The 13,220-nt window shown below is 41.7% G+C and carries 15 protein-coding genes and 1 pseudogene; 7 read left to right on the forward strand and 9 right to left on the reverse strand.

The genetic code is table 11. The annotated features are described in order from the left end of the window. Nucleotides 1–65 precede the first annotated feature (65 nt). The gene (gene mutH / locus ACSLUR_RS05935) at nucleotides 66–749 is read right to left on the reverse strand and encodes a DNA mismatch repair endonuclease MutH (protein ID WP_448552680.1); all 684 of its coding nucleotides are present in this window, start codon (nucleotides 747–749) and stop codon (nucleotides 66–68) included. A 149-nt stretch (nucleotides 750–898) separates the two neighbouring features. Here mutH and rppH point away from each other — a divergent pair, with 149 nt between their 5' ends. From rppH to ACSLUR_RS05965, 6 genes are all read left to right on the forward strand, one after another. Next, nucleotides 899–1,405 (forward strand): RNA pyrophosphohydrolase, encoded by a 507-nt coding sequence (rppH, locus tag ACSLUR_RS05940; protein ID WP_116002335.1) that lies wholly within the window; start codon nucleotides 899–901, stop codon nucleotides 1,403–1,405. 188 nt (nucleotides 1,406–1,593) lie between these two features. Next, complete coding sequence (ptsP, locus tag ACSLUR_RS05945) at nucleotides 1,594–3,852, forward strand: phosphoenolpyruvate--protein phosphotransferase (protein ID WP_448552682.1); 2,259 nt, start codon at nucleotides 1,594–1,596, stop codon at nucleotides 3,850–3,852. Nucleotides 3,853–3,925: 73 nt separating this feature from the next. Further along, on the forward strand, nucleotides 3,926–4,717 hold the full coding sequence (locus ACSLUR_RS05950) for a sulfite exporter TauE/SafE family protein (RefSeq protein WP_115999841.1): 792 nt from the start codon (nucleotides 3,926–3,928) through the stop codon (nucleotides 4,715–4,717). A gap of 152 nt (nucleotides 4,718–4,869) precedes the next feature. Beyond that, the gene (lgt, locus tag ACSLUR_RS05955) at nucleotides 4,870–5,691 is read left to right on the forward strand and encodes a prolipoprotein diacylglyceryl transferase (protein WP_448552685.1); all 822 of its coding nucleotides are present in this window, start codon (nucleotides 4,870–4,872) and stop codon (nucleotides 5,689–5,691) included. Next, nucleotides 5,688–6,539, forward strand: a complete 852-nt coding sequence (locus ACSLUR_RS05960; RefSeq protein ID WP_448552687.1) for a thymidylate synthase — start codon at nucleotides 5,688–5,690, stop codon at nucleotides 6,537–6,539. Before lgt ends, ACSLUR_RS05960 begins: the two co-directional genes overlap by 4 nt. A gap of 188 nt (nucleotides 6,540–6,727) precedes the next feature. After that, a complete protein-coding gene (locus ACSLUR_RS05965; RefSeq protein WP_448552689.1) occupies nucleotides 6,728–7,129 on the forward strand; it encodes an MAPEG family protein in 402 nt (133 codons plus the stop codon). Between the two features lie 218 nt (nucleotides 7,130–7,347). Here the strand turns inward: ACSLUR_RS05965 and ACSLUR_RS05970 are convergent, their stop codons facing one another. From ACSLUR_RS05970 to ACSLUR_RS06000, 7 genes are all read right to left on the reverse strand, one after another. Then, nucleotides 7,348–7,806, reverse strand: a complete 459-nt coding sequence (locus tag ACSLUR_RS05970) for a GNAT family N-acetyltransferase (RefSeq protein WP_448552691.1) — start codon at nucleotides 7,804–7,806, stop codon at nucleotides 7,348–7,350. Between the two features lie 57 nt (nucleotides 7,807–7,863). Further along, the gene (locus ACSLUR_RS05975; RefSeq protein WP_448552693.1) at nucleotides 7,864–8,166 is read right to left on the reverse strand and encodes a DUF6559 family protein; all 303 of its coding nucleotides are present in this window, start codon (nucleotides 8,164–8,166) and stop codon (nucleotides 7,864–7,866) included. A 277-nt stretch (nucleotides 8,167–8,443) separates the two neighbouring features. Then, entirely contained in the window at nucleotides 8,444–8,767 is a 324-nt protein-coding gene (locus ACSLUR_RS05980) for a hypothetical protein (protein ID WP_448552695.1), read from the reverse strand. 227 nt (nucleotides 8,768–8,994) lie between these two features. Continuing rightward, a complete protein-coding gene (locus ACSLUR_RS05985) occupies nucleotides 8,995–9,396 on the reverse strand; it encodes an ACT domain-containing protein (protein WP_448552697.1) in 402 nt (133 codons plus the stop codon). 59 nt (nucleotides 9,397–9,455) lie between these two features. Further along, on the reverse strand, nucleotides 9,456–9,809 hold the full coding sequence (locus ACSLUR_RS05990) for a hypothetical protein (protein ID WP_448552699.1): 354 nt from the start codon (nucleotides 9,807–9,809) through the stop codon (nucleotides 9,456–9,458). Nucleotides 9,810–9,921: 112 nt separating this feature from the next. Next, a complete protein-coding gene (locus ACSLUR_RS05995) occupies nucleotides 9,922–10,239 on the reverse strand; it encodes a hypothetical protein (protein WP_448552701.1) in 318 nt (105 codons plus the stop codon). 314 nt (nucleotides 10,240–10,553) lie between these two features. Further along, nucleotides 10,554–11,321: a hypothetical protein gene (locus tag ACSLUR_RS06000; protein WP_448552703.1), complete on the reverse strand. Its 768-nt coding sequence runs from the start codon at nucleotides 11,319–11,321 to the stop codon at nucleotides 10,554–10,556. Nucleotides 11,322–11,766: 445 nt separating this feature from the next. Between ACSLUR_RS06000 and ACSLUR_RS06005 the strand changes: the two are divergent. Next, nucleotides 11,767–12,128 (forward strand): annotated as a pseudogene (locus ACSLUR_RS06005) (IS110 family transposase); the annotation flags it as partial. Between the two features lie 185 nt (nucleotides 12,129–12,313). On the opposite strand, the gene ACSLUR_RS06010 reads toward ACSLUR_RS06005, so the two are convergent. Next, a complete protein-coding gene (locus ACSLUR_RS06010; protein ID WP_448552705.1) occupies nucleotides 12,314–13,051 on the reverse strand; it encodes an abortive infection system antitoxin AbiGi family protein in 738 nt (245 codons plus the stop codon). Nucleotides 13,052–13,220 lie beyond the last annotated feature (169 nt).

Raw genomic sequence — 13,220 nt, forward strand, 5'->3', positions numbered from 1 at the left:
ATACATAAACATGCGCTCGCCCACAGTAAACGGTATTTTCAGCCATAAACCGTTGACTATTAAAGCTAGCCAACCCTTAAGTACTTTTTAATTAAGCCGTGGGTAAAGGGTATTTTAAGATAAAAGCCTCGCGGTAGTGTTTTAAAGCGGCGGCCATGTTTATCAAAGGCATCAGTTTTGGCTTTGCTGTTAGCGGCTTTTGGCCTTAGCTGCATCACTTGTCCGTGTTTGCCGCTAATATTTTCTACTTCACCGAGTACTATCATGTCGATTAGTTCTTGCCAGTCGTTAGCGAGTAACGCTTCTTCTTCTGGTGATGGCGACCATAAAAAAGGCATGCCAACAATGCGACCAGGGACTGGCATTTCACGTTCAGCCACAATTGGCACCCAAAGTACGCGCTTTAATTTATTTTTTACATGGCTATTTTGCCAATTCGCACCCACTAAGCCGGTGAGCGGGGCGACGCTTACAAAGGTGGTTTCTAGTGGTTTGCCTTGGCGATTAATGGGAATCGTTTTGAGTTCAATGCCAAGTTCTGGAAAATCAGGCTCTGGTTTTGAACCAGCGGTAGCACCCAAAGTATATTCCAGTAACAGCCCCGGCCAACCTTTATCGCGGCGCAAATTAGCAGGTACTTCAATGCCAGCTTGTGCTGCAATTTCACCTAGGGTAAAGCCCGCAAGGCTTTGTGCTTTGGTTATTAATGTGTGCTCAGAATCGGGAATATTTTCTTTTGGGGTAATCATTTAGTGACGTAAGGTACAACAACGAGGTTAAGTTTGCCGACATTCTAACCTGATTATTCAGCGGCAAAAAATAATCTGGCAAATAATTTGCTCAGGCCATGACTTTGTGGAAGAATCAAAGCATAACGAATTTGTTGCTGGGAGTTCCTGTGATAGATGCCGAAGGCTATCGAGCCAATGTCGGCATAGTAATAATCAATGACAGGGGACAGGTATTTTGGGCAAGGCGTTTTGGGCAACATTCATGGCAATTTCCACAAGGTGGAATTGATGAGGGCGAGTCTGCTGAAAAAACACTTTATCGCGAACTATACGAAGAAGTGGGCTTAAAGCCAGAACACGTTAAAATTGTTGCAACAAGCAAGCATTGGCTAAGGTACAAATTACCAAAGAGATTTATCAGACACGATAGTAAACCCGTATGTATTGGCCAAAAACAGAAATGGTTTTTGCTAAAACTCGTAGCAGATGATTCTGCTGTGAATTTAATGCACTCATCACACCCCGAGTTCGATGATTGGCGTTGGGTAAGCTACTGGTATCCTGTCAGACAGGTAGTATCTTTTAAGAAGGATGTTTATCGCAAAGTGATGAAAGAATTTGCCTCAAGCGCAATGCCTTTTCATCGTCATGACCGTAGAAAACGTCGTAGCTGATTGTCGTAAAAGATTATTATTATGTGTTAATCGCCTGCTTATCGCGGGCGATTTTATTATCTTCTGCCGTATCTTCTGCTTAAGATTCTGCAGCAATGTGGAGCCATCACCACGACTTCATTATAGAGAAACATTAGAGCAAATATATCTGAGCAAATTGCGCAGTAAGCGCTTAGAAAAGGAATTGCATGTTAACCACGTTACGCCGCATTGTGTTGGAGTTTGGCCGCGAACCGGAGTTGGAAATCGCGCTGCAACAGCTTGTGACGCAAGTAAAACAGGCGATGAATACCGACTGTTGCTCTATCTACTTAGCTGACTATCAGCATCAGCATTTCTTATTAATGGCCTCAGATGGCCTTGCTAAAGGCTCATTGGGTTACACTCGTATCGGTTTCACTGAGGGCCTTGTCGGCTTAGTTGGTCAACGTGAAGAGCCGCTCAATATCGCCAATGCTCATGCGCACCCTCATTTTAAGCAAGCACCAGAAGTTCAAGAAGACGACTTACGGGCGTTTCTGGGCACACCGATTATTCATCAGCGTAAAGTTATTGGCATTTTGTCAATTCAACAAAAGCAATCACGTAGCTTTAACGAGAATGAAGAAGCCTTTCTAGTTACGCTCTCGGCGCAGTTAGCGACGGTGTTAGCGGATGCTGAAAAGCATGGCAAAGCGGCACAAACAGGCTTGCAGCCGTTTCAACAGTTGTCGGGTATTGCGGGCTCTGCCGGTGTTGCCATGGCGCCAATGCGAGTGGTGCAGCCCAGAGCTGATTTAAAAAAACTATCGCTGCAAAAAGTGTATGCCAGTGCCGAGCAAATTGAGCGTTATCACAAAGCGGTGCTAAAAACGCGCGTTGATTTTGAAGCTATGAGCTTGAAACTCAACCACATCGTCGCGCAAGACACGCTTGATATTTTCGAGATGTACAAGCAAATGCTCGACAACGCCAGTATTGGCAAAGAGGTTGAGGCCAAGATAAAAACAGGTTGGTGTGCTGAAAGTGCGTTAAAGCTGGTAATTGATCACTATGCCTTACAGTTTGAAGCGCTTGAAGAAGCCTATCTGCGCGAACGTGCGAGCGATATTCGCGACTTAGGTAACCGTGTGCTGTTTAACTTACAGCAGCTATCGTTGGAAAATGAAAAATTACCTGAGCAGTTTATTTTAGTCGCCGACGATGTAACCGCCTCTATGATCGCTGAATACCAGCAACGCGGTCTGCAAGGGATTGTTTCGGTAACAGGATCTAACAATTCACACGCAGCGATTCTAGCGCGTGCCATGGGGCTGCCTGCGATAATGGGTATTAGCTCATTGTCGCTTAGCCATCTTGATCATCAACAAGCGATATTGGATGGTTACAGCGGCGATTTATTTATCTCGCCCGATGCCACGTTAGTTCAAGAATATCGTCACCTGATTGAAGAAGAAACGGCATTAACCGAGAAAGTAAAGGCGGTAATAGGTTTACCAGCGGTAACACCAGATGGTCGGGGAATTGAACTGGTACTTAATGCCGGTTTGAGTGCTGGCTTTGAGCATTCGCAAAAGGTCGGAGCGCTAGGTATTGGGCTTTATCGCACTGAAATCCCTTTTATGAATCGCAGTTGTTTCCCGTCTGAGCATGAACAAACGGTGTGGTACCAAGAAGTTTTAAAAGCCTTCCCAAGCCATAACGTGACCATGCGTACCTTAGATGTGGGCGGCGATAAAGCATTGCCTTATTTCCCCATTCAAGAAGACAATCCATTTTTGGGCTGGCGCGGCATACGCATTACGCTCGATCACCCAGAAATATTTTTACTGCAAGTACGCGCCATGATACGCGCCAACATTGGCTGCAATAATTTAGAAATCATGCTGCCGATGATCTCCAGCGTTGGCGAAGTTGATGATGCTGTGCGCTTAATTAATCAGGCGTATCACGAGTTGTGTACTGAATATGATCAAAAGCTGACTAAACCGAGTGTCGGTATTATGCTGGAAGTGCCGGGGGTACTTTATCAGTTAAAAGAGTTAGCCCAGCGCGTAGATTTTTTCTCGGTTGGCAGTAACGACTTAACCCAATATTTGTTGGCCGTAGATCGCAACAATTCGCGGGTTGCCAATATTTATGATTTCTATCATCCAGCGGTGCTTCGAGCGCTCAACTTTATTGCGCAAGAATCAAATAAGTATCTGGTGCCGTTAAGTTTATGTGGTGAATTAGCCAGTGAGCCTGCAGGAGCTCTGCTATTATTAGCGATGGGGTACGATAAATTAAGCATGAATTCGTACAACATTAGCCGCGTTAAATGGGTGATCCGCCACGTTGAATTGCAACGCGCCAAAGTCATGTTGTCACACGCATTAACCCTCAGTAATGCTCAACAAGTTCACAATTACCTGAGCGAACAATTGGAGTCACTTGGCCTAGGCGGGTTTGTTAGAGCGGGTATGTAGCTTTCGTTGCGTTATTGCATGTTGCATATGATAACTGGCATAACGTAGCAATCACACAAACTAAAGAGCTGAGATGCTAACCACGTTTTTTATTTCTTGTTTGGTATTAGGTGCCCTCGTTGGCCTGCTAGCGGGTTTACTTGGCATAGGTGGTGGCTTAGTGATTGTGCCAGCACTCGTCTATTTACTGCCCATTGCTGGCGTTGACTCATCGGTTGTTATGCCAATTGCGCTGGCAACATCGCTGGCAACCATCGTATTAACTTCTATCTCTGCGGTTCGTGCACATCATAAAAATCGCAATATTCCTTGGGAATTGGCGCGGCAAATCATGCTCGTGGTCGCTGTTGGCGCCTTACTTGGCGCTTTTATCGCTGATACCTTGTCAGGCCAAACATTAACCTACATTTTTGCCACTGCGGTTAGCTTGTTAGCGGTTTACATGCTGGTTTCCATTAAACGACCTACCTCTAGAGCGATGCCAAGCGCGTTTGTGTTTCAAGTTTCAGGCTTAATTACTGGCATTATGGCAAGTTTGATGGGGATTGCAGGGGGGGCAATTTTAATTCCATTACTGAGTTATTTTGGCGTGCAAATGCGGCAAAGCATTGGCGTTGCGACTGCCTGTGGTTTAGTGGTCGCGCTGTTTGGCTCACTTGGCTATATCGTGACAGGGCTTGAACAAACTAACTTACCGAGTTGGAGCTTAGGCTATATATATTTGCCCGCACTGGTGGGAATCAGTTTAACGTCATCTTTATTCGCGCGTTATGGCGTAAAACTTTCAGCGAAATTACCCGTGCGAACCTTAAAAAAAGGGTTCGCGGTATTTTTAATTCTCGTGGCGATAAGAATGGCATTTTAGCTGTCGTTGAAACCTTGCTAAGTAATAATGTTACAAATAACCGATAGCAAGCACAGAGCAGTGCTAGAATTTGCCCGTGGAACTAGGCATAATCTAATCAAATTTTAACAACCTATCGCCAATGCAAAGTTGGTGGAATTATAAGAATTTTCATGTCCTCTGAATTTATTCAATTTCCGGCTATAGACCCGGTAATTTTTAGTGTTGGCCCGGTAGCAATCCGCTGGTATGGGTTGATGTATTTAATTGGCTTTATTGCCGCTATGTTTATCGCTAATCGCGCTGCTGATAACAGCAAAGGCGAATGGACACGTGACCAAGTAAGCGATTTACTTTTTTATGGTTTCCTTGGGGTGATTTTAGGTGGTCGTTTAGGGTATGTATTTTTCTACCAGTTTGAATATTTGCTGGTTGAGCCGATGTACCTCTTTAAAATTTGGGAAGGGGGCATGTCGTTCCACGGCGGCTTGCTAGGCGTAATTACCGCAATTTTCTTATTTGCCCGCAAAACCAATAAACGCTTCTTAGCAGTTGGCGATTTTGTTGCGCCGCTTGTGCCAATTGGTTTAGGTATGGGGCGTATTGGTAACTTTATTAACGCTGAACTTTGGGGGCGCCAAACCGATATGCCGTGGGGCGTTGTCTTCCCAAATGATCCGCTAGCAGTGCCGCGCCATCCTTCGCAGTTATATGAGTTTGCACTTGAAGGCGTGGTGTTATTTACCATTCTTTACTGGATTGTGCGCAAACCCCGAACGCTTGGTTTAGCGTCAGGGGCTTTCTTAATTGGTTACGGCGTATTTAGAACCTTTATCGAGTTTTTCCGCGAACCGGATGCACACTTAGGCTTTATTTTTGCCAACGTTACCCAAGGCCAAATTTTGAGTTTCCCGATGATCCTAACAGGCGTTGCCATTATTTTGATTGGTCGTAATATGCAAGCAAAAGCGGCGATTGCTGGAGTAAGCAAATGAGACAGTATTTAGATTTATGCCAGCGCATTGTTGATGAAGGTGTTTGGGTTGATAACAAACGCACAGGCAAACGTTGCCTAACCGTTATTGATGCTGAACTTAAATATAATGTTGGCAACAACGAGTTTCCGTTAATCACCACTCGCAAGAGCTTTTGGAAAGCCGCGATTGCAGAACTGCTTGGTTATTTGCGCGGTTATGACAATGCTGCCGATTTTCGTGCCATTGGTTGTAATACGTGGAATGCCAACGCCAATGATAACGACGCTTGGTTGAACAACCCTCATCGCAAAGGCGACGATGATATGGGGCGTGTTTATGGCGTGCAAGGTCGCGGCTGGGCAAAGCCAGATGGCGGCGTGGTTGATCAACTAGCGAAACTGGTTAATGACCTGAAAAACGGTATTGACGATCGCGGTGAAATTTTATCTTTCTACAACCCTGGTGAATTCCATATGGGTTGTTTACGCCCATGTATGCACACACACAACTTTTCTTTGTTAGGTGATACGCTTTACCTCACAAGTTATCAGCGTTCGTGCGACGTGCCGCTAGGGCTCAACTTTAATCAAATTCAAGTGTATGTGTTGTTGGCGTTAGTGTCGCAAATTACTGGTCACAAAGCTGGTATGGCGTATCATAAAATCGTTAACGCACATATTTACGAAGACCAGTTAGACCTAATGAAGAATGTGCAGCTTAAGCGTGAGCCGTTTGCAGCACCAAAACTCAATATTAATCCGGATATTAAAACCCTAGAAGATATTGAAACTTGGGTGACGCTAGATGACTTCTCAGTAGAAGGTTATGAGCATCACGACGCTATTGCATACCCGTTCTCGGTATAGCAGCAGGGTAATTGACTAGTTGAATTTAATAGGAGCATAACTGCTCCTATTTTTTTATCCGCTGAGCTTGGCTCCTAGTCTCGACTATAGTTCGCTCGATTCGTATGATTTAGCTTGCTTTTACTGTAGTAATTTCAATAAGCTTTTAATATTAAATAAAAAAACATAACAACAATAAGGATTTCACTATGAGTATCTCAGCAGAGTTAGCAATTACGGGTTTGTACACCAGCTTGCTAGCAATATTATTTATTGCCTTGTCATTCAATGTCAGCCGATTGCGCTTAAAGCATAAAGTGAGCATTGGCAGTGATGGGGTAAGAGCATTAGAAAAAGCCATTCGTATTCAAGCTAATTTTACTGAATATGTGCCGTTGGCATTAATTATGTTAGCCGTACTGGAATTGGCTGGCTTGGCTGAAATGTGGCTACACATTTTTGGCTTAACCATTTTGCTAGGACGTGTACTTCATGCCATGGGCTTAACTAAAACTTTAGGGGTTTCTCTAGCGCGCCAAATCGGTACCTTGGCAACTTTTATTGTCTTGCTTGTAATGCCAGTTACTTTCTTGGTGATGACTTACGTATAAGCGTTTGAGGCACAGGCTTGTAACTAATAGTCTATTGACTATTACCGCCAATTGCCTTCTGCAACTCCTTGGTTATCGTCAGTAAATAGGGCATAGCGATAACAATTAGTTATACAGAAAAGTATCAAGCAGTGAATATCATATAGTCAATATCAAGCAATAAATGTTAAAAAACGCGCTTTATGCGCGTTTTTTCATGGCTAATATCTAATTAGTATCTAGTTATCACTTAACAGCATACCGATATGTGGAATATCATCTTCTAGGTACATTTCGGTCACTTGTTTAAAGCCATGTCGGCCATAAAATTTTGCCAAATGCTCTTGCGCTGAAATTTTAATCACCTTTTCATTAAAGTGCGCTTGGCAAGTGGCGATGCCTGTTGTTAATAGCTCATGACCTAAGCCTGTGCCACGGGCGCTATCAGCAATAATCACGCGGCCAATGCTGTTGTATTTTTGATAAGTGGTTCCTTTAGGAAGAATACGTAAGTAGGCCACAATGTTATCGCCATTGTACTGAAATACATGCAAGGTTTGAGGGTGACGATCTAGGTCGTCTAGGTCAGGGTAGTAGCAGGTTTGTTCAACAACAAACACATCTATTCTAAGTTTGAGAAAGTCGTACAGCTCGTTGGTGGTAAGCTGCTCAAAAGACTTAATTTGCCAGTTCATCATAATTCAATATCGCCAAAGAATGGCGATATTGAATCACAGTTTTGCTTGTCTTAACAACTAGCTGGCTTGTTTTAATACTTGCAGGTGTCCTTCATAACTTTTGTTAGCTAAATAACTAATAATTTCCTGTTTGTATTCCTCAATGTTCATCTCAGGAAACTCTCTTGCTAACACGTTATCAAGCTCACTGGGCTCTAGAAAAAGCAAATACCCGAGCGGAAGGAACTTAGGGTTAAAATCTTTTTGATAGACGGTTGCACGTATTTGGTGGGCTGAGTAGAACTCTTGTTTACCGTAGCGTTTTTCAAGTGTTGGCTGCAACTTAGTGCCGTACTTTTTTAATGACCAATATCTAAACATAGCTATTCCTTAGCGTTTACAACGCGGCAGACGTCATATTGCCGCCCATAATTCAAGGTCAAGAATTATACAACTGTATTAGGCGTTTGCAACGATCAAATCAAAACAAATTGGTAACAAATTGATTACAAAATGAATAAAGTATTCAATTTAACGTTAGCATTGAGTTTTTACTTGGCTAGCCCTTGTTTTGTTAGTCAGGCTAGGCGTTATTCAGAGCAAGCGTTAGCCAGATCATTAGCTGTTCAGAGTCAGTATCAGCCAGCGCATATGCCTTTTAGCGCGTAAACGAGATGTAGGTTACCGTTGTGGCTCTATCTTGTTCGTCAAACTCAATCGTGCAGCCAATGCTATTAAAATTGAGCCAGCTACTGTGCACAATACGTTTACCTTGATCGCCAAGTTCAACTTGATAACTCGATAAACTAATAGTGGCCAATTGCCGCTCTACGCTTTCAATTGAAATGCCTTGTTTAAAGTTCCCACACAAAAAGTAAACTTCTTTTCTCGCTTCGTTTGCAAAGAAGGCAAATGCGATAAATACCGATATTAGAACAATAAGTAGAATGTATTTAGGGTTTAGGAAGTGGGGTCTAGTCATATTAAATGCGACTTTATTTGGATTGAGTCTCTATGGCATTGCTACCAGTGACGTGAAACACACGTAAAATTAGCGAGACAAATCATTCAGAGTAGAGTGTCACTCCAAATGCTTAGCCAGCCATATGGCTCAGCTAATTCAGCTTAACTAATTCAGCTCAGCTAATTTAGCTCAACTAATCCAGTTCAACTCATTCAACTCAACTAATTCGTTTCAACCCATTCAGTTCAACTATGGCCACTAAATTCTTCTAACGCTGAAACTGCTGCTTCCGCCTTACTGCTTTGCACAAAAATATGGTCGTGATAATAAGCGGCGATAACATTAGCACTTATGCCCTTTGATGCTAACTTGCTGGCAACTGCTGCGGTAAGGCCAACAGCTTCCAAACTAGAATGAACCGTTAAGGTAATTTGGCGATATGTGCCATCAAACGACAAACCTGCGGCTTCTGCCGCTGACTTTTCTAGCACCAAAGTTAACCCTTCAGATTCAATAAAGGTAGCAACTGGGTTTAGCTGAGCATAATCTGCTAGCACACCAGAAACCGTGCAGAATACAAATTCTGAACCCACTAGTTTGGGGCGCATAGCGCGTAATAACTCGTCTAAATCAGTGATGCCAGACATAGTTGTTTCCTGTTATTTTGCTATAAGTGCTGTCAAACATAGTGCTAAAATTATGTTTACTAGTAAACCTTTACAACTTTTCTTTTAGACTTGAACAAAGTCCAGCCTTTGATGCTGAGAAAATACGTGTTGTTAGGCTCTATTTGATGGTAAATATCTTTTGATGTCGTAAAGTGCTCTTCCAATGTAATAATGTTGAACTGCGGAGATTCAATGCATTGGTACTCGCCACAAAACTCTGTCCATGTAATATTTTTTGAGAAGATTTCAACTTCAATAGTGTCAACGCTAAATCGATATTGTTGATAAATTAAAGCGCTCAAAACGGCAATTGATGAAAAAAAGATTTTAGCGATTAAGCCCAATTTTTTCGAATTTTTCTCGTGTTCACATTGTTGATGAGAGCTTTCCATTGCCACCTAATTCTTGATATTGATAACCCCGCGTTAAACTGCCAATAGCACTTGGTTAAACTAACGAAGAAAGAGCAAAAGCCAGCGGCATTTGCTCTTGTTAAATTGCTGATTAGCTAAGATTTAGGCGTACTATTTTCTTTAGGCGTTTTTTTATTAGCTTTTGCTCACAATAAAGGCCAACAAAACTACCAACTCCAAAGGAACAAAGTACTAAGAACCAGAACAAAATACTGTTATCAGATTTAATACCAGAAATATAAAGATATAAATTAAACGGCACAATAAAAAATAACGCACCTAAGACTTTTAAAAACTCTCTAAAAAGCTCAGTACCCGATATCGCTTCTTCAACATAAGCGTCAATCGTTTCCTTTGGGGTCTCATTCAATTGCGGAAAGACTTTTTGTAACCAATTTGAATAATTCAATGATGTTTCCTTAGTATGATGTGATTTCCTTGTTAGGTATTTAGCTTTGCTCTAGGGGGCTTCGGTGAGACCTGAGCAATTAGAAAAACACCTAAGTTTAAATGTGTAACGATACTTAAAAGGTTAACAAGCTAATGGGAAGTAGGGCGTTGAATTAATCCATTAACGCGAAAGAAAACTCCCTCTAAGTATGCCTGTATTTGATATTACAAATTGTGTGAAAGATTCACAACTTCAATGCAATACGAAAGACACCCAATGCAGCAAGAAGAGGCGCGCTTCAGCGCGTCCTTCTTGCTTGCCTTTTTATGCATTTATGGCTGTGCTTTTTTGGAAAGTTTTTCTGTTGCTATTTTACTGACTTCTTGAGCATCCTTTGAATCAACCTTAGCCAAGCCTATTAGGTATGGCTCTAGTACAGTCTCATCAAGATTAAACATTACTTTTGTTTTAGCAGATGCTTCAAAAGCTTCTTGAATCGAGCTGAGATCTAAAGTCTTAGGAGATGGAGCGGCAACAGATATCTTGTCATTGCTCATGCCATAAACGTAATATTCTATTTGGCCTGATACTTTGTTGTCCTTTGCAGCTAGCCCGATGGGTAGAAGGCCACTAACATCTACTTCTTTGCTGGATGTATCTAAGGTTGCAGTTACCCTTAAGCCAACGCCTACTCTCCCAATTGCAGTAGTCGTCTCATTAATGTCGATATCTCGATTCATATAGTTTGTATAGTCAAAAGTAACTCTATACGTACCTTTTGAAACTTTTCCTCCAGCTCCAACATAAGAGAATCCGCCACTTGAGTCACGCTTCTCAACAGAGATAAATGTTCTTGTACTGGTTAAGCGCCTACGAATTGTTTTGGATTCTAGTGCTAATACATCAGCTTCAATTCGTTTCTTCTGCGCCTTATCATAGACCTCTATAGTTTGAACCGCTATCGGATTCTTAACAGGGATCATATCTGCTTCTGAAACAGCCACGCTAAGTCGAGCAACCTTTTCTGCTGACATATTTGCACATGCACTTAGTGTGAGCACAATAAATGCAGTTGCAAGTGTTTTTGACTTACTTTTCATTTTCTTCTCCTTGGTTTAGGTTTACTGCAATTAGTGATTTGATGCATAACGCTTTAGTTAATCAGCTTATAATGATTGGCTTGCGTTTTTGCTTCTTTTGCAAAAACCGAGACAAGCGTTACGAGTCCGATTGAACTGCTTGTTAGGTGTTTAACCCTGCTCTCCGGACTTCGTCGCCAACACCTGAGCAAATGGAAAAACACTTAAGTTAAAAATTTTAACAATACTTGAAAGGTTAACTGGCCAATGGAAAGAGGGCGTTGAATTAATCCATTAACGTTGAAGAAAATTTCTTTTAAGTTTACCTGTCTTCGATATTGCAAATTGCATGAAATATTAACGACTTCAATGCAATACGAATAATATGGACTCCTCGCTCGGCATCTTTCTCTAGCTAGTGTGCCATAGTCAAGTTGATTATTCGCTTCAATTGAGGAAAGCCCATATGTCACTAATTAAAGCAATTGGTATCGATTTAGCCAAATCTGTTTTCAGTACCCACGGTGTCGATAGTCATGAAAAGTGTCAATTACTAAAAGCAGTTAACCGAAACAAGCTGTTAGCACAAATTGTTAAGTTACCACCGTGCCTGATTGGGATGGAAGCTTGCTCTGTTGCACACTGCTGGGCGAGGGAGTTTATTAAGCTTAGGCATGAAGTACGTATTATGGCCTTAAAGTTAGTTATTCCTTATCGCCACAACGAAAAAATGATGCCAACGACGCCGAAGCCATTTATGAGGCGGTTACTCGTCCCAAAACGCGGTTTGTCACGATAAAAAGCGAAGAGAGACAAGTAGTTCTTTGCCCGAGTGAATCGGTGTTTTAAGCAATCTATCAACGATTGCTCGCTGCGGGAAAATCTAAAAAGTGGCGATTATTGCATGTATCAAAAAGATGATGGCGATAGAAAATTGAAGCACGTAGGCGTTGTTATGTGGGAAGCGCCAGCGGCTAAAAGTTAGCTATTGACGCCATAGCCTCTAGTTAGCTCTACAAGTCAAGCGTAATGCTTTCTAAAGAGGTTACTCTCGAAAGCAAAACTTTAACATCAGCTGACGGGTATTCATCCATTTCAGATTGGATAAAGTTAATAATTGCTGGAATATCACTGTCATTTTTTACAAATACATACCTAATGTCTTTGGGTGTAAATTTAAGCATGGAATGCTTTTTAGTCTCGGCATTTCGATCAGTAACAAACTCTTCTGACTCGTAATGATTCTTATCGAGAAAGTCTCGAACATTTTCATTCTTAGCAACGTAACGCCACTCCGATTCTTGATGAAATGATTTTTCGACTAATTCTTGACCCATTAACATCTTTCCCTTTAAAGGTTTTGTATGGGCAAACATATACCTTAAAGAAACCCAGCCTTCTATATTTGCATCACTTGTACCGTCATCTAAAAGCTCAACTAAATGTCTGTAAGCTTCGGGAATTCCACTAGTAGAAGAAACGTATTGAATAGGTGTTAATCCGTTGCTAATTGCCCACTCTTTTGTTAATCCGATACCGAAGTTGCCATAAAAGTCGACATGTTCATCAACCCTTGATAATGGAATGTCACAAAAGCAAACCATAGGAAATGCTACAAACTTAGCATCATCAATGTCTACCCAATCAACATCTTCTAGGCAATACCTAGGCCAGAAGCCATTTTTAAGCATCAACTTTAATGTATCTAAACTCTTAGTGAAGTGAAAAAGTGTGTCTGATTTAGGTTTCATAAAATATACCGGTTTATGTATGGTTCTGACAGTATAATTGAAAGCATTGCATGCTTTCTGCATCTAGCTTTTAATACTTATTTAAAAGATACGTACTTTAGCGAATAGGAATTTTTTTTGCTATTCAGTTGCTTAATTAACTCGCAAAAGTGTGTGTTAGATCAAAGCG

This window comes from Thalassotalea montiporae, from assembly GCF_053485855.1.

Coding starts and splice junctions, on each gene's coding strand:
- ACSLUR_RS05970 (WP_448552691.1), bottom strand. CDS start 7,806: ATGATGAACTGGCAAATTAAGTCTTTTGAGCAGCTTACCACCAACGAG.
- ACSLUR_RS05950 (WP_115999841.1), top strand. CDS start 3,926: ATGCTAACCACGTTTTTTATTTCTTGTTTGGTATTAGGTGCCCTCGTT.
- ACSLUR_RS05965 (WP_448552689.1), top strand. CDS start 6,728: ATGAGTATCTCAGCAGAGTTAGCAATTACGGGTTTGTACACCAGCTTG.
- ACSLUR_RS06010 (WP_448552705.1), bottom strand. CDS start 13,051: ATGAAACCTAAATCAGACACACTTTTTCACTTCACTAAGAGTTTAGAT.
- ACSLUR_RS05980 (WP_448552695.1), bottom strand. CDS start 8,767: ATGACTAGACCCCACTTCCTAAACCCTAAATACATTCTACTTATTGTT.
- ACSLUR_RS05960 (WP_448552687.1), top strand. CDS start 5,688: ATGAGACAGTATTTAGATTTATGCCAGCGCATTGTTGATGAAGGTGTT.
- ACSLUR_RS05990 (WP_448552699.1), bottom strand. CDS start 9,809: ATGGAAAGCTCTCATCAACAATGTGAACACGAGAAAAATTCGAAAAAA.
- ptsP (WP_448552682.1), top strand. CDS start 1,594: ATGTTAACCACGTTACGCCGCATTGTGTTGGAGTTTGGCCGCGAACCG.
- mutH (WP_448552680.1), bottom strand. CDS start 749: ATGATTACCCCAAAAGAAAATATTCCCGATTCTGAGCACACATTAATA.
- ACSLUR_RS05975 (WP_448552693.1), bottom strand. CDS start 8,166: ATGTTTAGATATTGGTCATTAAAAAAGTACGGCACTAAGTTGCAGCCA.
- ACSLUR_RS05985 (WP_448552697.1), bottom strand. CDS start 9,396: ATGTCTGGCATCACTGATTTAGACGAGTTATTACGCGCTATGCGCCCC.
- ACSLUR_RS06000 (WP_448552703.1), bottom strand. CDS start 11,321: ATGAAAAGTAAGTCAAAAACACTTGCAACTGCATTTATTGTGCTCACA.
- lgt (WP_448552685.1), top strand. CDS start 4,870: ATGTCCTCTGAATTTATTCAATTTCCGGCTATAGACCCGGTAATTTTT.